Origin of the sequence: Streptomyces humidus (genome assembly GCF_014649655.1) — a bacterium.
GTDB classification, from domain to species: Bacteria; Actinomycetota; Actinomycetes; order Streptomycetales; family Streptomycetaceae; genus Streptomyces; species Streptomyces humidus.
Map to the genome: position 1 here is coordinate 179,457 of NZ_BMTL01000015.1, position 21,341 is coordinate 200,797.

10 protein-coding genes are annotated in these 21,341 nt (G+C 72.3%); 5 read left to right on the forward strand and 5 right to left on the reverse strand.

Annotated features, from left to right (window positions below):
- Positions 1-48 precede the first annotated feature (48 nt).
- Together IE239_RS19315 and IE239_RS42190 are read right to left on the reverse strand one after the other, a co-directional pair.
- Complete coding sequence (locus IE239_RS19315) at positions 49-7,011, reverse strand: amino acid adenylation domain-containing protein (RefSeq protein WP_229878187.1); 6,963 nt, start codon at positions 7,009-7,011, stop codon at positions 49-51.
- A gap of 76 nt (positions 7,012-7,087) precedes the next feature.
- Positions 7,088-7,525: a group II truncated hemoglobin gene (locus IE239_RS42190; RefSeq protein WP_229878188.1), complete on the reverse strand. Its 438-nt coding sequence runs from the start codon at positions 7,523-7,525 to the stop codon at positions 7,088-7,090.
- A gap of 240 nt (positions 7,526-7,765) precedes the next feature.
- On the opposite strand from IE239_RS42190, the gene IE239_RS19320 reads away from it, so the two are divergent.
- Together IE239_RS19320 and IE239_RS19325 are read left to right on the forward strand one after the other, a co-directional pair.
- Complete coding sequence (locus IE239_RS19320; protein WP_373308117.1) at positions 7,766-8,362, forward strand: YdeI/OmpD-associated family protein; 597 nt, start codon at positions 7,766-7,768, stop codon at positions 8,360-8,362.
- A gap of 322 nt (positions 8,363-8,684) precedes the next feature.
- On the forward strand, positions 8,685-9,515 hold the full coding sequence (locus tag IE239_RS19325) for an alpha/beta fold hydrolase (protein WP_190150608.1): 831 nt from the start codon (positions 8,685-8,687) through the stop codon (positions 9,513-9,515).
- A gap of 56 nt (positions 9,516-9,571) precedes the next feature.
- Here the strand turns inward: IE239_RS19325 and IE239_RS19330 are convergent, their stop codons facing one another.
- Together IE239_RS19330 and IE239_RS19335 are read right to left on the reverse strand one after the other, a co-directional pair.
- Positions 9,572-10,036, reverse strand: a complete 465-nt coding sequence (locus tag IE239_RS19330; RefSeq protein ID WP_190150609.1) for a DUF5709 domain-containing protein — start codon at positions 10,034-10,036, stop codon at positions 9,572-9,574.
- Positions 10,037-10,414: 378 nt separating this feature from the next.
- Positions 10,415-12,130: a carbohydrate-binding module family 20 domain-containing protein gene (locus IE239_RS19335; RefSeq protein WP_190150610.1), complete on the reverse strand. Its 1,716-nt coding sequence runs from the start codon at positions 12,128-12,130 to the stop codon at positions 10,415-10,417.
- Between the two features lie 702 nt (positions 12,131-12,832).
- Between IE239_RS19335 and IE239_RS19340 the strand changes: the two genes are divergently transcribed.
- The 3 genes from IE239_RS19340 to IE239_RS19350 all read left to right on the forward strand — a co-directional run bounded on the left by IE239_RS19340 (position 12,833) and on the right by IE239_RS19350 (position 20,334).
- Positions 12,833-14,356 (forward strand): hypothetical protein, encoded by a 1,524-nt coding sequence (locus tag IE239_RS19340; protein ID WP_373308118.1) that lies wholly within the window; start codon positions 12,833-12,835, stop codon positions 14,354-14,356.
- 290 nt (positions 14,357-14,646) lie between these two features.
- Positions 14,647-15,858, forward strand: coding sequence for a L,D-transpeptidase (locus IE239_RS19345; protein ID WP_373308119.1), 1,212 nt, complete (start codon positions 14,647-14,649; stop codon positions 15,856-15,858).
- Between the two features lie 822 nt (positions 15,859-16,680).
- Positions 16,681-20,334, forward strand: a complete 3,654-nt coding sequence (locus tag IE239_RS19350) for a LamG-like jellyroll fold domain-containing protein (RefSeq protein WP_190150612.1) — start codon at positions 16,681-16,683, stop codon at positions 20,332-20,334.
- A gap of 255 nt (positions 20,335-20,589) precedes the next feature.
- On the opposite strand, the gene IE239_RS19355 is transcribed toward IE239_RS19350, so the two are convergent.
- Positions 20,590-21,183 (reverse strand): malonic semialdehyde reductase, encoded by a 594-nt coding sequence (locus tag IE239_RS19355; RefSeq protein ID WP_190150613.1) that lies wholly within the window; start codon positions 21,181-21,183, stop codon positions 20,590-20,592.
- Positions 21,184-21,341: the final 158 nt, after the last annotated feature.

Genomic DNA, 21,341 nt, shown 5'->3' on the forward strand with positions numbered 1-21,341 from the left:
CTTCCGTTCGGTGGGATCCGGGGTGGGGTCCGGAGCGGGCGGGCCGGGTCATCGGTCCACCCCGTCCGCGCTCTCCGCGCCGTCCGCGCCGTCGACGGAGCGGAGCACGGCGTGGCCGTACGCGCCCGTCGCCGAGACGGCGTTGACGAGTGCCCGCAGCGGCGCGCCCGGTGCGACCGGTGTCCAGGGCCGGGCCGTGCCGGGAACCGTGAGCCGGGTCCAGTCGGGCAGTGCGGTGCGCCGGGGCGCCACAGCGGTCGGCGCCAGCGTGCGCTCGCGCAGTTGCAGGAGCACCTTGGTGAGCTGCGACAGCCCGGAGGCCGCCTCCAGATGGCCGATGTGCGGTTTGACCGTGCCGACGAGCAGGTCCCCGGTGCTGCCGGGCGGGCGCAACGCCGTGAGCAGGGCGTCCAGTTCGGCGGCGTCGGCCAGCAGCGCGCCGGAGGCGGCGCACTCGGCGTACCCGATGTCCGCCCCCTCGAGCCCGTGCCGGTGCAGCATGCGGGTGAGGGAGCGGGCGAGCGGGCCGGCGGCGGGCATCGCAAACGGTCCGGGCCGCCCGGCCGCGCCGATGCCGGTCGCCTCGACTACCGCGTGCAGGACGTCACGGCGCTCCACGGCGTCCCGCAGCGGGCGCAGCAGCAGCGCGCCCGCGCCCTCGCCGGGCGGCCAGCCGCCGTCCTCGGCGCCGAACGCGCCGGCCGAGGGCCGCTCGGCCGCCAGGCCGAGGTCGCTCAGCAGCGCGAGGTGGTAGGGGTGGGCGACGACGTTGACGCCCGTCACCAGCGCCGCGTCGCACTCCCCCTGACGCAGGCTGGTGACGGCCAGGTGCAGGGCGGTCAGCGAGGAGGAGCAGGCGGTGTCCACCGCGACGGCCGGGCCCTCGAGCCCGAGGCAGTGCGCGATCCGGGCCGGGAGGTCGGAGGCGGCGCCCGCCTGGCGGGCCGGCGCACCCTCCCGCCACCGGGCCTCGCCCGCCTGCCGGTGGTCGTGCCACATGGTCGCCGTGAACACTCCGACCCGCTCACCGTCCCGGACGAGACTGCCCGGTGTGTGGCCGGCGTCCTCCAGGCACTGCCACACCACCGGCAGCAGCAGCCGCAGTTGCGGATCCAGGCCTTCGGCCTCCTGAGGGGAGATACGGAACAGCCGGCCGTCGAATCCGTCGTCGCCGCGCAGATAGCCCCCGTGCGGCCAGGTCCGCGCCCGGTCCGCCGCGGCGCCGGCGGCGGCGAACGCGGCCAGGCGTTCGGCGGGCAGCGGGCCGAGCGTGCGACGCCCGGAGCGCAGGTTCTCCCAGAACTCCTCCAGGCCGTCCGCACCGGGATAGCGCCCGGCCGCGCCCATGACGGCCACGTCCGCCGGCGCCGGCCGGGCGGTCGCCCGCGGCTCGGCGGCGGCCTGCCGCTCCCGGACCGGCCGGACGCGCGCCGGGGGCTCCTGGGGCAGCGGACCGGCGAGGAAGGCGTGCAGCAGCCGCTGGCCGGGATGCAGCCGGAGGGCGCCCCGGACCCGGTCGAAGGCGAGGCCGCCCACGGCGCACAGGCCGACGCCGCTCTCCTGCTGCCCGCTCATCAGCAACTGCCCCATGTAGCCGGCCTCGACCGCGAGGTACAGCTCCGACTCCTCGCCGTACAGCGGCTCGACGCCGCGCGGCTCGGAGATCAGGTACACCTCGAACGCCGCGCGGTCGAAGACGGGACGGTTGTAGGAGAAGTGGACGGTGCGGTCGATCCCGGGTTCGACGGCGACGCGCTGCAGGGCGTGGTCGTCCGGACGGTGGTAGTACAGGCCGCCCGGGACGCCCTCCACCGCGCCCGGTTTGACGTGCAGGTAGACCTGTACGGCGTAGGTGTCCCCGGCCGAGGGGTACAACCGGCGTGGGCCGTCGCCGGCCGGACGGGAGCGCAGGGCGGCCAGGAAGCGCAGGAAGCCGTCGTGTGCGAGCGGACCGTCGGCGAAGTCCCGTCGGGTGGCGCGCTCCCGGTACCGCTCGGCGGACGGCAGGGGTCCGTCGAGGACCAGGAGGGGTTCGTCGCCGGAGCGCCGCCGCAGGTGCCAGGCCTGCGACTTGAAACGGTCGCGGTCCTCGGCGGAGAAGAACTCCACGCTGTCCGGGGGGACCGGGGCGTCCGGCGCCGCGGGCTCGGGGGGCCGTTCCTCCTGGGCCGCCGGCACCTCCGTCGTCGGCTCGGGAGCCGCACCGGCCCGGTCGCCGCCGCCCGCGAGGTGGCGGGCCATCCCGGCGACGGTCGGTTCGGCCAGCAGGGCCGAGACGGGGACGCGGCGGCCGTAGCGCGCCCGCAGCGCCGAGGACAGCTGGGCCAGGGTGAAGGAGGTGGCGCCCTGGTCCCACAGGTCGAGCGTCGGGTCCAGTCCGGGCACGCCGATCAGTTCGGCCAGCAACGAGCCGATCTCCTCGCCCAGTCGGGCGGCGGGCGGGAAGGGGGAGCCGGGTCCGGTCCCGGGTCGCTCCGTCGGCCGCTCGGCCGACGCCTCCCCGTGCGCCTCCGTCGTGGGCGGTTCCGGCTCTCCGGGCGCGGGCAGCGGCCACGGCAGGGCATCCCGGTCCAGCTTGCCGTTGCCGGTCGCCGGGAAGGAGGGCAGGAACGCCACGAAGTTCGGGACCATGTAGTCGGGCAGGGTCCGGGCGGCGTGGGCGCGCAGCTCGGCGACGGAGGGCCGGGCCACGCCCGGTTCGGCGAGCAGGTACGCCACCAGCCGCCGGTCCCCCGAGCCGTCGGGGCGGGCCACCACCACCGCGTCGTGCACGGCGGGATGAGCGCGCAACCGGTGCTCGATCTCGCCGAGTTCGACGCGGAAGCCCCGGATCTTCACCTGGTGGTCGCGTCGTCCCAGGAAGACCATCACCCCGTCGCCGCGGAAGGCCGCCCGGTCCCCGGTGGCGTACATGCGGGACTCAGGGCCGCCCGCGAACGGCTCGGGGACGAACCGTTCCCGGGTCAGTTCCGGCTGTCCGTGGTAGCCGAGGCTGAGACAGTCGCCGGCGATGTAGAGATCGCCCTCCACGCCGACCGGGCAGGGCTCCCGACGCTCGTCCAGGACGTAGTAACGGGCGTTGTCGATGGGCCTGCCGTACGGGATGCTGCGCCACTCGGGGTCGACGACGCCCACGGGATACCAGTTGGACCAGACGGTGGCCTCGGTGGCGCCGCCGAGACTGATCACCCGGGCCCCGCCGAACACCCCGCGCACGTCGTCGGGCAGGGACACCGGGATCCAGTCGCCGCTGAGGAAGACCAGGCGCAGATCGCCTGCGCCGGGGTGTCCTCGGTGTTCCCGAAGGAGCGGTGCGAGCCGGGCCAGGGTGGTGGGCGCGGAGTTCCAGAAGGTGACCGGCTCCCGCAGCAGGGCCTCGGTCAGCAGCTCGGGGTCGCGCTGCTCGGCCTCGTCGGCGACGTAGAGACCGGCGCCGTAGGCGAGGAGTCCGAGGATGTCGAAGACGGACAGGTCGAAGCCGAGGGAGGTGACGCACAGCCCGGTGTCGCGCGGGCCGAAGTCGAAGGTGCGGTGGCACCAGTCGAAGAGGTTGTGCAGGGAACGGTGCGCCACCACCACGCACTTGGGCCGTCCGGTGCTGCCGGAGGTGAACAGCCGGTAGGCCACCGAGTCGGGGCCGGTGACGGATTCGGGGTCGCCCGGGTCGGGCAGATGCGCGCCGGTGATCCCGGGCGCGTCCAGGTCGTGGACGAGTATGCCGTCCGGCGCCTGCCAGCCGGGACCGCCCGCGGTGACCAGCAGGTGCCCGGTGCGGGTGTCCCGGAGCATCCCGTGGGCGCGGTCGTCCGGCAGCGAGGGGTCCACGGGCACGTAGGCCCCGCCCGCCTTGAGGACGGCGAACACGGACACGGCCATCGCCGGGCCGCGCCGCACGGAGATGCCCACGGAGGCGCCCTCGCCGACGCCGGCCTGCCGGAGCCGGTGCGCGACCAGGTTGGCCCGGCGGTTCAGTTCGCCGTACGTCATGGTGCCCTCGCGCCAGCGCAGCGCCACCGCGTCGGGGTTGCTGCGAGCCTGCCGTTCGAAGAGCAGATGGACGGGGCCCTCGGCCGGGTAGGGGCGGGCGGTGTCGTTGAAGGCGTACAGGAGGCGGTCGCGCTCGGCGGGTCCGGCGGCGTCGGCCGTGGCGCCGCTCGGCGGCGGCCCGCCCCGCGCGCCGTCGGCGTCCGTGCCGCGTTCCGCGGCCGTCGCAGTGAGCAGGTCGACGTAGTGCGCGAACGCCCGGTCCAGCACGCCGTCAGGGAACCGCTCGTCCAGCGCGTCCCAGGCCAGGTGCAGGGCGGCCCCGTCGTCGACCGTCACGCAGTCGAGGGCCACGTCGGTGGTGGCGGTGCCCGCGGGGCCGGAGCGCACCCCGGCCGGCAGAGGACGGTCGCGGACGTCGAGGACGGTCGTGAAGACCACGGGATGCGCGAAGTCCTCGTCCTTGCGGCGCCGCATGACGAGCGAGCGCATCTCGGCGAGACCGGCGCCGCCGCCCCGCTCCAGGTCCGCGGTCAGCTGCCGGTGGCAGGCGCGGGCGAGGCCGGCCAGGTCGGCGCCGGGCTCCGGTGAGCGCGTCCAGGTCAGCTCGGTGAACTCCGCGGGGCGCTGCGCGTCCCGGCCGGTGAAGCAGACCACGGGCAAGGCGAACGGCTCGTCGTACCGGGCGCCGAGGACGGTGCAGTAGGCGGCCAGCAGGGTGGCGTCGAGGCTCACTCCGTGCCGGTCGGCCCAGGCGGTGAGGGCGGTGCGGTCGGTGAGGAGGTGCTCACGGCGCCGGGGGTGGGAGGGTCCCTGCGCGTCCCGTAGCGGTGGCCCGGCCGGCAGGCCGGCGAGCCGGTCCCGCCAGTGGGCGCGCGCCGCTTCGGACACCGGCCGGGGCGCCCGGGGCAGCCGGGTCGGGACGGGCGGGGCGCCGTCGGGGTCGGCGTACCGGCGCAGCAGGTCGCGGGCCAGCAGCACGATGCTCCGGGCGTCCCCGACCAGCAGGTCGACGGCCAGGTGCACGGTGGCGGGCCGGCCCGGCGCCCGGACGACCCGGAGGTCGGTGTGCGCGCCCCGGCCGAGCCCGAAGGGCCGGTGGGTCATGTCGGCGCGTACGGCGCGGTCGACGGCTTCGGCGTCCGCGCCCTCGGGGACGTCGACGACCGGGATCCAGGCGTCCACCGGGGCCGCGGGCAGGACGCCCAGCGTGCCGTCGGAGCCGGTGCGCAGACGCAACGCCTCGTGTGCGGTGACGAGTTCGCGCCAGGTGTCGCGCAGCCGTCCGAGGTCCAGATCGTCCACGTGGAAGCTCTGGTGGTACTGGCAGCCGCGGCCGGTGTGTCCGTCGAGGCGGGCCACGAGATACGCCTGCTGGAGTTCCCGGGGTGGCGGCGCGGTGTCGGGCGCCGGTTCGCACAGTCCTTGCAGCAGCCGGCAGAAGCGGCCGAACAGGGCGTCGGGCGTGCCCGGCGGGAAGAGGGCGTCGGCGGTGTCCCAGCGGAAGTCCAGGCCGCCGTCGCGCTCCCGCATCTGGTGGTCGAGCGCGATGCCGGAGGTCTGGCCTACCGCGTACCGCTCGTGGTCGGTCAGGCTGCCCCGCCCGGCGCCGTCGAAGGTCAGGTCCAGCAGGCTGGTGAAGACCACGGGCAGCGCGGGCGCCTCGGTGCCGTGCGCGCGCAGCTCGCGCAGCACCTCGACGCTGCCGACGGCCGCGTGGGACAACGCCTCCCACACCCGCTGGTGGGTGGTGCGGGCGGCGTCCTGCGGCGACAGGGCGGGTGTGTGCGCGTCGACGACGAGCAGGCATCCGGAGGTGTAGGGGCCGACGAGTCCCTCCGCGGCGGCCGGCAGCCGGGGCCGGTCCGTCGTGGTCAGGACGAGGGTGAAGGGATCGTCAGAACCGGCCGGTGTCAGAGCTTCGGTGAACGCGGTCAGCACCAGCGAGGTGGGTGAGACGCGCAGCCCGGCGGCCCGGGCCCGCAAGCGCGTCCACTGGGCCGGGGTGAGCCGCGCGCGGCGCGGGGTGCGCAGATGGCCGTCGAGACCAGGGGGCGGCGGGGGCGGCTCGGCGAGCAGGAGCGCCGGTCCGCCGGGCAGGTCCTTGAGACGTTCGGCGGCCCGCGACAGGGCGGCCCGGTGGACGGCGGAGTCGCGGTGGCGGGCGAGCGCGTCCAGGGTGTCGCGGAGGCTGAACGGGACCTCCGGCAGCCGGTGTCCGTCGTCGTCGTAGGCCTGCCACCAGTGGTGCAGGAGCAGGTCGGTGCCGTGGGCGTCGGTGACGGTGCCGTCCAGGCTGAGGTGGACGACGGCGCGTCCGGCGGGCTCCCGGCAGATCTCGACCTGGAACGGCGGCCAGTGGCCCGGCGGGTAGCGGTGGTGGGACAGCCGGCGGCGCACGGCGCCGGCCTCGGTCTCCAGCGCGTCCGCGTCCGCCGTCTCGTGGACGACGGGTCCGGGCGCCCGCACGCTCTCCTGGACCCGCTGGTTGCGTCCGACGCCGGTGAGCCTGAGGGCGTCGAAGTGCTCCACGACCCGCTGCCAGGCCCGGGACAGCCGGTCGGCGTCCAGCCCGTCGACGGCGAACTCGTGGTAGTGGTGACAGCCGAAGGCGTCCGGGTCCAGCTCCGGGTACCTGCCGACGACGTACGCCTCCTGCATGGGGGTCGCCGGGACGGGCTCGTACCGTGAGGCGGGGGCCGCCACCACGTCCACGGGGCCGACGGCGCCGACGGCCTCGTCGCCGTTCTCGCCGTTCTCGCCGCCATCACGGCCGGAACGGCCGGCTCGGTCGATCCGGTCGGCGAGGTCGCGCGGGGTGCGGCACTCCAGGAGCCCGGAGAGGGGCATCTCCGTGCCGAACTCCGTCTCGATCTCCAGCATCAGCCGCACGGCGGCGAGCGAGGAGAGTCCGGCGTCGGCCAGTTCGGTGTCCGGGCCCACCGGACCGGCCTGGCCGACCAGTGGCTGCAGGATGCCGAGCAGTCGCGCACAGGTGGTGCCGGCGGTCACCTCGGCGGATGACACGGGGACGGGCTCCGCGGGCTTCAACGATCCCCCTCGTCTCAGTGGTCGGTCGCCTCGGACGACGCGCGGTGCCGGTTCACCACTGCCAGCGGCCCAGTACCGGATACGGCGGCTGAAGCATGGGGTGGTCGTCGTCCTGGGACGCCTTGGTGGTGAATCCGGCCGCCTTCTCGACACTGGCGGTGAACGCCTTGCGGAAGCGGTCGTCATCGGGCAGCCCGACCTCGTCGGCCGCCCGGAGCAGCAGGGTGACGAACCGATCGCTCTGCTCCGGGGTGATCCGCATGCCGGCGTGAGCGCGCAACAGCGCGATGAATCCGCCGAGTTCGTCCGTGTAGCGGGCGGGCCCGCCGAGCATCTCGGCGAGGAACGCGGTGAGGTGGTCGGCGTGGTACGGCGATCCGGCCCGGAACAGGTCGCCCAGCAGCGGGTCCTCCAGCACCAGGTGGTGGAAGTGCTCCGCCAGCCGCCGCAGCGCCTCTTCGCCGCCGACGTGCTCGTACATCGTCGTCATGCGTCCGCCCTTCCGTGTCCGCTCGGCCAGCGGGGACGGTAGCCCGGAGCGCCGGAGGACTGCTGCTCAACTTTGTGCACGCCGACGGCGGCCCTGGGCATCGCGGACCGGACCGCCGGGGCGGTTTCGTCGCCGCGCCGGACTCCGCCCTCTCCGTGTCTGTGCCGCGCCCCCCGCCTCGAAGCAGGCGCGCGCCCCTGCCGGTGCGGTTGTTGACCCGGTGCCGACGGCTGGGATTTCATGACGTCCATGTCTGAGGGAGCACGGAAGTCGCCCGATCCGGTCCTGTCCTTCGCCACGCAGGAGGAGTGGGAGAAGTGGCTGGAGGAGAACCACGAGGACGTACCGGGGATCTGGTTCCAGATCCCGAAGAACGGCTCCGGGGTGGACGGCGTGGACTACGCGCACGCGCTGGAGTCGGCCCTGTGCTACGGCTGGATCGACGGGCAGAAGAAGAAGCAGGACGAGCAGTACTGGCTGCAGCGTTTCACCCCGCGGCGGCCCGGCAGCAAGTGGTCGCAGGTGAACCGGACGAAGGCCGCCGAGCTGATCAGCAGCGGCCGGATGCGGCCCGCCGGTCTGCGTGAGGTCGACAAGGCCAAGGCGGACGGCCGCTGGGAGGCGGCGTACGCGTCACAGAGCAAGGCGACGGTGCCCGACGACCTCCAGGCCGCGCTGGACGAGGCTCCCGCGGCCCGGGACTTCTTCGCCACCCTGGACAGCCGCAACCGGTTCGCGATCCTGCACCGGGTCGGGGACGCCAAGAAGCCGGAGACCCGGGCGGCGCGCATCGAGAAGTTCGTCGCCATGCTGGCCCAGGGGAAGAAGCTGCACTGAGCGGAGCGGGCAGGGGAGAGCGGGGAGATTCCTCAGAGTCTCCGGGCCGGTCGGTGAGCTGCTTACGCCGCGGTGGCGGAAGCAGCTCACCGCGCCGACCCGGGCTGTTCCGGCTAGGGTCGATGGCGCGACCGACATCCGCGTGTCGGGTGAGCACGCCCCTGCCGACACGGCGCGCTCAGAGGCGCACGCAACGCCCAGGCCCTCCCCCTCGCCGGGCGCCACCGCAGGACCACGGATCGGTTGCACGGGCTGCTTCACGTCGTGCGACTCGCGTCACGCGACGCACCAGCGAACATCCGATGCGACAGAAGGACCAGCGATGAGCACCGTGACCACGCCGGACGGCACCACCCTCTTCTACAAGGACTGGGGCCCCCGAGACGCTCAGCCGATCGTCTTCCACCACGGCTGGCCGCTCAGCTCGGACGACTGGGACGCCCAGTTGCTGTACTTCCTCGGCAAGGGGTACCGCGTCGTCGCCCACGACCGCCGGGGGCACGGCCGCTCCGGCCAGCCGGCCACCGGCCATGACATGGACACCTACGCCGCCGACGTCAACGTCCTGACCGGCGCCCTGGACCTGCGGGGAGCGGTGCACATCGGGCACTCCACCGGCGGCGGTGAGGTCACGCGCTATGTGGCACAGGCCGAGCCCGGCCGCGTCGCCAAGGCGGTGCTCGTCGCGGCCGTCCCCCCGGTCATGGTGAAGAAGGACAGCAACCCCGAGGGCACCCCGATCGAGGTCTTCGACGGATTCCGCGCCGCTCTCGCCGCCAACCGGGCCCAGTTCTTCATCGACGTGCCCACAGGGCCCTTCTACGGCTTCAACCGGCCCGGCGCCGAGGTGTCCCAGGGGCTGATCGACCGGTGGTGGTGGCAGGGGATGATGGGGGCCACGAACGCCCACTACGAATGCATCAAGGCGTTCTCGGAGACCGACTTCACCGAGGACCTGAAGAAGATCGACGTCCCCGTCCTGGTCATGCACGGGACGGACGACCAGGTCGTGCCGTACGCGGACTCGGGCCCGAAGTCCGCCGAGCTGCTCCGCAACGGCAGGCTCAAGAGCTACGAGGGCTATCCCCACGGGATGCTGTCGACCCATCCCGAGGTCCTCAACGCCGACATCCTCGCCTTCGTGCAGGAGTAGGGCGAGCCCCCTGCCGTCCACCACCGAGCCCGCCCGCGTCGCCCCCCTCGGCCCCTTCAGTAGTTCTCGGGGTCGGGGATCACATGGATCGCGGCCTCCTCGGCCGACGCCCCGGCTCCGTCCAGCCCTCTGTCGAACGCGAACAGGCCGGACTCGGTGTTCCCACGGGTGCCCTCGTCGAGCGCGACGAGCCGTCCGGCGCGCTCGTCTCCGACCTCGTCGTCGATGAGCTCGCCGTCGGTGTCCCAGGCGTCACCGATGCCGTCACCCTCCGGGACGCCGATGTCCGGCACCTCCTCGGAGAGACGCTCGTCCAGGCTCTCGCCCCTGTGCCGCTCCGACGCCGTGACACCTGTGTGCTCCACGCCCCAGGGCCTCTCCGGTGGCGAGTAGCCCTCGTCCATCGCCTGGTCTCCAGCCCTGTAGTCCAGGGTGTCCGACGCGTCGAGCAGCCCGACGTCGTCCTGCACCTCGGAACCGTCCGGCTGGTAGACGTCGTCGCCCATCGCTTGGTCGGCCATTTCGCGCTCCATCGTTCTCAGGGGGCTGGGGGCGCCTTCTCACCAGGCCCGTTCACGTACCCCCGCCACGGTGAAGCGGTGACACGGTGACGGGGCCGCCAGTGTCCCGCCCCGACTCTCCCAGCACCTCCCCGAACGGGCAATCGTGCGCTCCTGGGAAATTCATGGGCACGCTAAGGACACTGCCTGCCGGGCGGCGCCGCCCGGCTGGGCATCTACGACCCGCCGGGCGGTGCGCTCCCGATCGGCCGGGAGCGCACCGCGGTCGGTGACGCAGGGTGAGGCATGGCGAGGCAGGGCGAGGCAGGGCGAGGGGGCCTCACCGTCCCGCCCGTTCGGGGCGGCCCTTCGGTCCGGGAGCGGAGCGCCCGCCCTGGCTCAGCTGCGCCAGGTGTCGTTGAGCAGTGTCCTGCCGCTGGACGGGACGGTGGCGGTGCGGTTGCCTCCGCTCTCCCAGGTGACGTTGCCGGCGGCGTCCTTGCGCACGTACTTGTACTCGAAGGAGGTGCCGGCCGGGAGGGCGACGTCCAGCTTCCAGACGGGGTAGGCCGCCGGGTCCAGCCTGAGCGCGGCAGCGGGGTTCCAGTTGCCGAGCGCGGAGTTGTTCCCGGTGACGTAGATGTTCTGGCCCCAGGAGGTGGTGGCGTTCACGCTGAACGAGGCGCCGACCGTACCGTCGGGGTTCTCGGGGCCGGGGTTCCCGGGAGTGGTGCCGCCGCAGCCGGTGGCCCCGGTGTGCAGGGCGAGCGCGCTGTTCGCGCCGAGGGTGGCGGTGAACTCTCCGGAGCCGTTCACCGTGACGGGCCTGTCGCTCTGCACGTCGCAGTAGGTTCCGGCGGGCAGCGACGTCCGGAAGGTCCTGGTCAGCGACGAGGGTTCGTGGTTGATCGCGACGTAGGCCCTGTTGCCTCGGCCGAAGGCGATGGCGTTGTTGCCGTTGTCCCACCAGTCGCTCACGGCGGCGCTGCCCGCGGTGTTGCGGAACTTGACCATGCTCGCGATCTCGCGCCAGGCGTGCTGGCATTTCCATCCGCCGGTGTAACAGGCGTTGACCTGGCCGTTGTCGGGTCCGCCGGCGTCCTTGTCGCTGAACTCGTAGCCGGAGTGGACGTCCGGCGAGCCGTAAGGCCATGCCAGGCTGAAGACCTCGGCGAGCGTGTAGTTCGCGCCGTCCTTGTAGCTCAGCGTCGAGCCGTTGCGCTCGGTGTCGTGGTTGGTGACGAAGGTGGCGGCCTTGCTGCTGGAGATGTATCCCCAGGCTTCGCCGAAGTTCTTCAGGTACGCCAGTCTTTCGCCGGAGAAGACGCGCTTGAGGTCCCTGCCGTAGGCGAACTCCTGGACGTCGCCGACCCCGGTGTACTCGCCCGGCTGCACGGCCTCGCCGGCGGCTCCGATGGTCTCCATCTTCATGTAGACGCCCGGGTCGGTGAGGCGGCTCTTGATGTCGGCGAGGTCGGCGACGGCGATGTGCTTGGCCGCGTCGACGCGGAAGCCGTCCACGCCGAGGGACAGCAGGTCGTTCAGGTACCCGGCGATCGTCCGGCGGACGTGCTCCTCGTCGGTGTCCAGGTCGGGCAGGCTCACCAGCTCGCAGTGCTGGACGTTCCAGCGGTCCGCGTAGTTGGTGATCTCCGCCTTGCAGTCGTCCATGTCGGACGCGGAGTACGTGCCGGGGTAGTCGTACTTGCTGTAGCTCGAGCCCCCGGTTCCGGTGCCCGCGCTGTTGGCCATGTGGTTGATCACCGTGTCCACCACGACCTTGACGCCTGCGCCGTGGCACGTGTCGATCATGTTCTTGAAGGCGGTGCGGTCGCCCAGTTTCGTGGCGATCCTGTAGCTGACGGGCTGATAGGCCGTCCACCACTGCGGACCCTGGGCGTGCTCGTTGGGCGGGGACACCTGGACGTACCCGTAGCCGTCCGGACCGAGCCGGTCCGTGCAGGCCCTGGCGACCGAGGCGAAGTTCCACTCGAACATCACGGCGGTGACGTCCTTGTCGCCGGGCGGGTCCGCCTGCGCGGTCGCGGGCGCCGTGACGACCACAGCGGCTCCCGCCACGAGGGCGAGTGCAGCGGTCACGGTCTTGTTGACCATCGTTCCTCCTGATCCACCTGATGCGGATGAGAGGCCTCACGCAGCAACGCGCCGTGCCCGGCAGGCCTTTGACGATTCTTGCTGAAAATGAACAGCAAGCACTTGCGGTCGAGACCGTACGAGTCCGGGGCCCGCCGGTCAACCCTCCTCGTCGTGACTCCCCGGATTCCCGCTCCGAACGTCAAAACCCCTGCCTGCGAGGGAATCTGACGGCGAGCAAGCCCTTTCGTAAGGCTTGCAGAGATGTTACGTTCCTCGCCGTCCGGTCCGGCGGACCGGAGACCCTGGCACGGGTCCACGCGCCCGGCCCGCCGGACCGGATCCCCGGCCGAGGCTCCACAGCCCACACGCCGCCCCGCCGCCCCGCCGCCCGACTGCCCCGCCGCCCCGACCAGGGTCGGCTGTGGAGCCTCCCCCCGGGCCGAGCCGGTCACCCCCGTGCCGCCGGGTCGTCGAACCGGGGTCGGCCTCCGACCACGGGCAGGTAGCCCGGGGCGACAACGGACGCGCGTCCGGCAACGGCCCGGACCTCCGCCGGAGACAGAACCCGGTCGCCCGCCCAGAGGGCGGCGGACATCTCGCTCTGCGCTCGGCCGGGCGTTACGCCGTTCGGCCCGCCCCCCGGGCCGGTGCCGGCCGTGACTGAGACCTTTCAGCATGGAGAGGGCATGCCGGCCCGCCCGCAGGAGCGAGGGGTGAGTGATGAGAGACGGCCCGCAGGCCACGGACAGCACGTCGGCCACGTCGGCCGACCCGCCCGGGGTCGCCACGCCGAGCACCGTTCGCTTCGTCCCCCGGCCTTCCGGCGAGGCGGCGCTCGCGGCCGTCGCCGGCGCCTTCACTCTGGCCCAGCTCCTTCTCGTGCGACCGGGAATGGGGCTCGGCTGGGACGAGTCGGTCTACGTCAGCCAGGTCTCCTCCCACGCGCCGGCGGCGTTCTTCAGCGCCCCGCGGGCCCGTGGCGTTCCGCTGCTGGTGGCGCCGATCGCCGCCTGGACGTCGTCCACCGCGGTGCTGCGGATCTACCTGGCCGCCCTGTCCGGCCTCGCCCTCTTCCTCGCGCTTCGCGCATGGCGGGGCGTCTTCCCCGCGCGGGTGCTCGCGACCGGGGGCGCCCTGTTCGCCACCTTGTGGGTGACGCTGTTCTACGGCCCCCAGGCCATGCCCAACTACTGGGTCGCCGTCGGCGCCCTGGCCGGCACGGGCTGGTTCCTGCGCGCCCAGGCGAACCGCTTCGACCGCACGGCTCTGTGGGGCGTGGGCCTGAGCGCCTGCCTGATGGCCTGGATGCGCCCCACCGACGCGGTCTGGGCGGCCCTCCCCCTGCTCCTCCTGCCGGTGTTCCTGCGCCGGTGGAGGCGCCCCGCGCTGTCGGCGGCGCTGGCCGCCGGCCTGGCCGCCGGGGCGGCCGAGTGGGTGATCGAGGCGTACGTCTCCTACGGCGGACCGGCGCAACGCCTGTCCGACGCGTCCCGCATCCAGGGCGGCCTGGGCTGGAACATCGCCGTCGCAGACCAGCTGCGCGCGCTGGGCGGACGTACGCTGTGCCGCCCCTGCACCAGCGCCCCGCCCTCCGTGCCGGAGACGCTGTGGTGGTGCGCTCTGCCCCTGCTCGCCGCTCTCGCGGCCGTGGTCGCCGTCCGCGCCCGCCGCCCCGCCGCCACGCTCGTGCCGCTGGCGTGCGCCGCCTCGGCGGCGTTCCCGTACCTCTTCCTGATCGGCTACGCGGCGCCCCGCTTCCTGCTGCCCGCCTATGCGCTGCTCGCCCTTCCGGTCGCCGATCTTCTGGTGTGCCTGGTCCGGGCGCCCGGACGGATCCCCCGGCCGTTGATCCTGGTGCTGCTGCCCCTCGCTCTGGTCGGGCACCTGGCCGTGCAGTTCGTGGTACTGGAGCACACCGTGCGCCGCACCACCGCGGCCCACCGCGAGTGGGCCGCCGTCGCCGCCGGGCTGCACCGCCTGGGCGTTCACCCGCCCTGCCTGGTGACGGGGGAGAACTATGTCCCGATCGCCTACTACGCGGGCTGCTCGTCCGCGGCGACCTCCGGCCACGACGCCAACACCACGGCGGCCGGCATCGGGCGAACCGCGCGCCGGCTGCCCACCGCCGCCCTCGTGGCGCCGGACGGCAGCCCGCCCGGATACGCCCGTTCCTGGACCCCGCACCAGGTGGCCGGCCTGCGCGTGTACGTCGCGCCCGGCGTGACGCCGGAAGGACGGCGGTGAGCGCCGTCGGCGTCACACGGCCCCCTGCCCCGCGCCAGGAGCGGCGCCTCGCCGTCACCCCGGCCGTGAGGCGGCCATGAAGCGGCTGTGAGCGCGGCAGCCGCCCGGGGGCGGCTCGGTGGCGCGCCCGACAATGCGTGGCGTTCAACACAATTTGCCCATTTCCGAATGGAGATATGTCTATAAGTAGTCTCAGAGCTGCTCGCGCCCTTTCGGCGATCAGCGCAGGGACACAGAGACCAGTGGCATGGGAGAAGCGTTTGTTCAGGCTGGGTACACGACGCACCGGGCTGGTGGCTACGGCCGGCGTACTCGGCGGCGTACTCGCGGTGACGGCCCTCGGCGGTACGAGCATCGCCGCCACCGGCGGTAACGACGCCGGGAGCCGCCCGACAGCACAGGCGCGGGCCGATCAGCCGGGCGCCCAGGAGGCGTCCGACGCCCGCATGGAGATCACGCCCGGGCAGGGTGCGCACGGCGTCGGGGTCAACGATCCGGTCGGTGTCACCGTCAGCCACGGCAGGCTCACCAAGGTGACCATGACCGCCGTCGCGACCGGCGCCCAGATCCGGGGCACGCTGTCCGCGGACGGCGCCTCCTGGAAGCCGAACCGTTCGCTGGAGCGCGCCACCAGGTATCAGATAGCCGCGGAGGCCGAGGACGCCAAGGGGCGCTCCGCCCTCGACAACGCCACCATCACCACGGTCTCCCCGGCCAACGACTTCATCGGGCACGTCTCCCCCGAGGACGGCTCGACCGTCGGCGTGGGCATGCCGGTGACGGTCGACTTCGGCCCGGCGGTCCGTGACAGGACTGCCGTGGAGTCGGAGATCCAGGTCAGCTCAAGCAGCGGCCAGCAGGTCGTCGGTCACTGGTTCGGCGACCACCGCCTGGACTTCCGCCCCCGGAGTTACTGGAAGGCCGGCTCCACCGTCACCGTCACGCTCAGCCGCTACGGCATCCAGAAGACGGTCACGTTCAAGATCGGCCGGAGCCAGATCAGCACCGTGGACGCCAGGACCAAGCAGATGACCGTCGTCCGCGACGGCAAGGCGATCAGAACCATCCCGATCTCGTCGGGCAGCGCCGAGCACCCGACGTACAACGGGCGGATGGTGATCTCCGAGAAGTTCGGGCAGATCCACATGAACGGCGCGAGCGTCGGCCTCACGGAGAAGAACGGCAAGCCCTCGTACGACATCGAGGCCGTGCCGCACGCCATGCGCCTGACCGACTCGGGCACGTTCATCCACGGCAACTACTGGGGCGGCGACTCGGTCTTCGGCAAGGTCAACACCAGCCACGGCTGCGTGGGCCTGAAGGACGTCAGGGGCGGCGGCGACGGCAGGACGCACGCCGCGTGGTTCTTCGACCACTCGATGACCGGTGACGTCGTGATCGTCAAGAACTCCGAGGACAAGACCAGGCTGGCCCCGGGCAACGGCCTCAGCGACTGGAACATGCCGTGGAGCGAGTGGATCGCGGGCAGCCCGGCCGCCTGACCGCACGGCGCCCGCCCCCCGGTCGGTCCTGCTCCCCCTCCGCCACCCGATCGATCCTCTCCCCCCTCCACCACGCGGTGGCCGGCCCCACGCCGGCCACCGCGTGCGGCGTCGGGACGCCCGAAGAGCCCTCGGCCCGGGCCCCCACGGCGGCACGCGGGGAACGGGCGGTCCCGGGCGGAGCGGCGGGCCCGGCCTACGGCGGGACCGTCGTCGGGCCGGAGAGGTCCGGGCGGTCGCGGCCGTGCCGGGTGTTCCGACGGTGTTCCGGCCACGAACGTCGTCGGCGCCGCTGAACCGAACCCGGCCACGCCTCTCGGCCGGCAGTCGCCGCGCCCCTCGTCGAGGCCCTGAACCACCGCCCGCGAGCCGGCGCGGTCACCCCGCGCAGGCTTCCTCGCGTCGGGCGAGCCTGTTCCCGACGTCCGGCCTCGATGTCACCGAGGGTCGTCGGGAGGGGCCCCGTGTGGGACGCGGCGGCGTCCCGGGCCCGCACGGCGATCCGGACGATCCATGGACTTCAGCGACTCGCTTGCGTCAGAGGTATTGCTGCGAGATTTCCCCCGGTGCTAGCTTCCTGCGAACCGGTTCGATGAAGTGATCCTTCCGGCGACCCGGATCCCCTCCGTATCAACCCGAAGAACCCGGGGAACTGCCACTGTCACCTGGTTGAGCCTCTTGCCCTTCGGGTGCATGTGATCGAACCGATTCGACAACGCGTCAGCCCGGATCCTCCTCACCGGCCACGGCATGCGGACCAGCAGCCGGGGGCGCGAGGCGGACCGACCGGGACCCGTTACTCAAGGATTGAGGACGCACTCCATGTCATCCGCTGACAGCTCAGCCCAGCGCCGGGCCACGGCCGCCGTGGCCCTGGCCCTCGGCGCGGGCCTGCTGGCCTCACCGGCCGTCCCCGCGCAGGCGGCCGACACGCCCCGGCCCACCGCCCGCTACACCTTCGACGAGGACGACCTCGCGTCCGGGAAGATCAGCGACAGCTCGGGCAACGGCCTGACGGCGACCCTGGTCAACGCCGCCACCGCGCAATCCGTCGAGGGTGCGAGCGGTGGCAGGGCGCTGTCCCTGCCCGGCGGTTCGCCCACCTCGGGCGGCGCGTACGTCCGCCTGCCCCGCGAAGTGGTAGGCGACGCGAGCGACTTGACGGTCTCGGCCCGCCTGAAATGGAGCGATGACAGGTCGGCCTGGCAGCGGATCTTCGATCTGGGCACCGATACCGGCAGGTACCTCTTCACCACCCCGTCCCACAACGGCGGTGTGCTGCGCACCGCTGTGACCACCGGCGGAGGGGGCGCGGAGGCGCAGGTCTCCGGTTACGCGGCGCTGCCCGCCGGCAGCTGGCGCACGGTCACGGTCACCCTGGACACCTCCGCCCGGCGGGTGACGACCTACCTCGACGGGGTGGCGGTCTCCTCCGCCGCAACGAGCGTCAAGGCCAGTGACCTGCTGGACAGTTCGGCGACCGCCGCGGGTTACATCGGCAAGTCCTTCTTCTCGGACCCGCTGCTCAAGGGCGCGATCGACGACTTCACGGTGTGGCACTCGGCGCTCAGCGCCGAGCAGGTGGCGGGTACGGTCGGCGACGTCCCCGCCTTCCAGGCGCTGTCGCAGTCGTCCTTCGAAGTCCGCACCACCACCGGCACCGCCCCCTCGTTGCCCGGCGCAGTCCGGTCCTCCTACTCCGACGGCTACGACCGCGACACGCGGATCCTCTGGGACTCGGTACCCTCCGAGAAGTACGCGCAGCCGGGGAGTTTCACGGTGGCCGGCAGGGCGGCCGGGCGTGAGGTGAAGGCGACGGTGACCGTGGTCCGTGAGGGAGCTCTCACCGTCGATCTCGGCTCGGACACCGGCGCGTTCCACGGCGGCGCCTCCGGCACCCTCTACGGCGTGTACGGACCGGATGTCCCCACCAACAACCTCATCGAGGGCATGGGGCTGCGCACGGTCTCCACCAAGGCGCAGGACGGCCCCCAGCACCCCGGCGCCGACGCACTCGAGGTGGTGAAGCCGCTGGCCGACTCCACCGACGGTGACGTGTACATCTACATGACCGACATCCACCGCGGCTTCCCGTACGAGTGGCCCGGTGACACCCCCGCCGAGAAGCTCAAGCTGTACGAGGAGAAGCTCGCCAAGCAGGTCGACCAGGTGCTCCAGCTGCCGAAGGCGTACCAGGACAACATCGTCTTCGTGCCGTTCAACGAGCCCGAGGGCAACATGTTCGGCACGGGCGCCTGGAGTTACGACAAGGTCAGCTGGCTCGACGACCCCAGGAGCTTCTTCGCCGCCTGGGACTCCGCCTACCGGCTCATCAAGGGCAAGATGCCCGACGCCCGCATCGCCGGTCCCAACACCAGCGTCCTCTACGACCAGGTGAAGGGCTTCCTCACCCACGCCCTCGCCGCCCGCACCCTCCCGGACGTCATCACCTGGCACGAGCTGAGCCACCCCGAGGCGGTGCGCCAGAGCGTCGCCAAGTACCGGGGCTGGGAACAGGACCTGTTCAAGGGCACAAGCCGCGAGGGGACCCGGCTGCCCGTCAACATCAACGAGTACGCGTTCAACTACCACACCTCCGTCCCCGGCCAGATGATCCAGTGGGTCTCCTCGATCGAGGAGTCCAAGGTGGACGCCGACATCGCGTACTGGAACATCGACGGCAACCTCTCCGACTCCGCGGTGCAGTCCAACCGCGGCAACGGCCAGTGGTGGCTGCTCCACTCGTACGCCTCGATGAGCGGGCACACGGTGACGGTGAACCCGCCGTTCCCCGGCCAGAACTACACGATGCAGGGCGTGGCCACGCTCGACGAGAAGAAGAAGCAGTCCCGGCTGCTCTTCGGCGGCTCGACCGGCAAGGGCCACATCACCTTCGCGAAGGTCCCGAAGAAGGTCTTCGGCAAGACCGTGCACGCCTGGGTCCGCGAGATCGGGTGGAGTGGCCAGATCGGTGACTCCTCCGGCCCGAAGCTGCTCGCGGAGACGAACCTGAAGGTCGGCGCCGACGGCACGGTCTCCGTCGACTTCGGCGACGGCGGCCTGCCGGCGCTGAAGGAGTCGTCGGCGTACGAGATCGTCCTCAGCCCGGCCGGCGAGGCGAAGGGCGTGCAGACCTCGCCGGTGCGCTGGCAGGCTTCGTACGAGGCGGAGGACGCCGCCCACACCGGATCCGGCTACTCGAAGAACGGACCAGAGGGTTCGACGAGCGACGTGTCGAAGTTCTACACCTCCGGCGGCTACGACGTGGGCGGTCTGCGCACCGGCTCGGACGTCACGCTCGACTTCCCCGTGGACGTGCCCGAGGACGGCGTCTACGACCTGAGCGTCTTCGCCAACTCCCTCAACACCTTCGACAAGGTGAAGGCGCAGGGCCCGACCAACGTGTTCCTGCGCGTGGACGGCGCGGCGGACAGCGAGCAGGAGCTGTTCATGCCGCTCGGCTACAAGTGGGTGGTGTGGGACCACACCGACACCCAGGTCCGTCTCAGCAAGGGCAGGCACACGCTGACGCTCGCCGCGAAGAGCCTCGACGGCAAGCGGGCCACGCAGGGCGACGCCATCGTGGACCGGCTGACCCTGTCCCTGCCGAACACCGGTGCCGGCACCCAGGTGTACGAGGGTGAGCTGGCCTGGCTGGGCGGCGGGGCGAAGCCCGTCTACGACCTGCCGGGGCGGGCGGCCACGGGGTCGGGCGCGGCCCGGATCGCGAAGGGTGGGACGGCGACGTTCTGGGTCTACTCCCCCGCCGACCGCGAGGCCACGCTCAGGGTCGACACCCTCGGCAGCGCGGACGGCCGGGTCTCGGTGAACGGGCATGACGTGCTGCGGCTGTCCAAGGACCGGCGTGCCGTGGCGGTCTCCCTCTCCGGTGGCGTCAACAAGGTCACGGTGAGCGGCGGTTCGGCCCCGACGCTCGTCGATCGTCTGACGGTCACGCCCACGGAGGGCGCCCTGCCGGTGCGAACGTACGAGGCGCCGGACGCCGCGCTCGCCGGCACGGCGACGCTGGCGCCGCTGTCCCTGGCCACCGGCGGTACGGCGATCACCGGCATCGGCGGTGAACCGGGCAACGGCAACACGGCGACGTTCACGGTCGCCGCGGGCAAGCCCGGCCTGTACGCGCTGCGCATCCGCTACTCCAACCCCGAGCAGTCCGAGGCCACCCACTACAACCCGGACCCGCTCGCCCGGCACGCGGACATCTCCGTCAACGGCGGCGCGATCCAGCGGGTCGGGTTCCCGCACACCTTCCACCAGAACGACTTCTGGGAGCTGACCGTCCCGGTCCAGTTGCAGAAGGGACGCAACACGATCGTCTTCCGGTCGGAAGAACTGCCGAACTTCGACGGCACGACCTACGCCTCGGACACCTTCCCGGGTGTGCTGCTCCGCTCCCGCTACGCGCCGCTGATCGACCGGATCACGGTCGTGCCGTACGCGAAGGAGGTGCGATGAGGTGATCCGCGCCGGCAGCGGGGCAGCGCGCACGACGCCCGGGTAGCGGGGCTCCGCCCCCGCCCGCCGGGGCGCGTCCGGTCCCGCCGTCGCGGGCAGGCGCCCGGGTCCGTCCAGGCCGACGGATCCGGGTGCCTCGCTGTCCGCGGCCGGCCAGGCAGGACCGGCAGGACCGGCCGGCCAGGCAGGACCGGCGGGACCGGCGTCGCAGGCCCTGCCGGGCCGACAGCGGGACCGAACAGGCTCCTGGGACGGTCAGACCGTCGTGACCACCTGGTCATAGGCAAGACGGGGGGAACGGTCGAACCATGCGTTCTCACCCGGCTTGCCCATGTTGACCACGGCGAGAACCGAGTGCTCGCCGTCGGCGAAGAACTCCTTGTTGATGCCGTCGGCATCGAATCCGGTCATCGGGCCGGCAGCAAGGCCCGCGGCCCGGATCCCGAGAATGAAATAGCCCACCTGCAGAGCGGCGTTGAATTGTGCGGACTGTTCCCGCACACTACGGTCGGAGAACATCAGGTCCTTGGCCTGCGGAAAATGCGGGAGCTGTTCCGGAAGCTCCTCGTGGAACTCGTTGTCCGCGGCGAGAATCGCGACCAGCGGCGCCTTCTCGGCCTTCTTGTCGTTCCCCTCGGCCAGGTGCTGGACCAGACGCCGGCGAGCCTCCCCCGAACGCACCAGGACGATCCGGAGCGGCTGCTGGTTCAGCGACGTGGGAGCGTACTTGACCAGGTCATAGATGGCCTGAACCTGCTCGTCGGTCACCGGCTCGTCGGTGAACGTGTTGGCGGTACGAGCCTGTCGGAAGAGCAGGTCCTGTGCCGCGGGGTCGAGACTGAGAGACATGGATGCATTCCTTGCGAACGAGGGGAAAGGTCGACTTCACGGGTGAATTGACGACCATTTCTGAACGGTCGGCAGAATACCCGAGACAAGCCGCACCCGCCCACCGCGAAGCGGAAACGGCGACACCGTCCGGCCTTTTTGAGCCATAACGCGACGGC

Coding starts and splice junctions, on each gene's coding strand:
- IE239_RS19335 (WP_190150610.1), bottom strand. CDS start 12,130: ATGGTCAACAAGACCGTGACCGCTGCACTCGCCCTCGTGGCGGGAGCC.
- IE239_RS42190 (WP_229878188.1), bottom strand. CDS start 7,525: ATGACGACGATGTACGAGCACGTCGGCGGCGAAGAGGCGCTGCGGCGG.
- IE239_RS19350 (WP_190150612.1), top strand. CDS start 16,681: ATGTCATCCGCTGACAGCTCAGCCCAGCGCCGGGCCACGGCCGCCGTG.
- IE239_RS19320 (WP_373308117.1), top strand. CDS start 7,766: ATGACGTCCATGTCTGAGGGAGCACGGAAGTCGCCCGATCCGGTCCTG.
- IE239_RS19325 (WP_190150608.1), top strand. CDS start 8,685: ATGAGCACCGTGACCACGCCGGACGGCACCACCCTCTTCTACAAGGAC.
- IE239_RS19330 (WP_190150609.1), bottom strand. CDS start 10,036: ATGGCCGACCAAGCGATGGGCGACGACGTCTACCAGCCGGACGGTTCC.
- IE239_RS19340 (WP_373308118.1), top strand. CDS start 12,833: ATGAGAGACGGCCCGCAGGCCACGGACAGCACGTCGGCCACGTCGGCC.
- IE239_RS19355 (WP_190150613.1), bottom strand. CDS start 21,183: ATGTCTCTCAGTCTCGACCCCGCGGCACAGGACCTGCTCTTCCGACAG.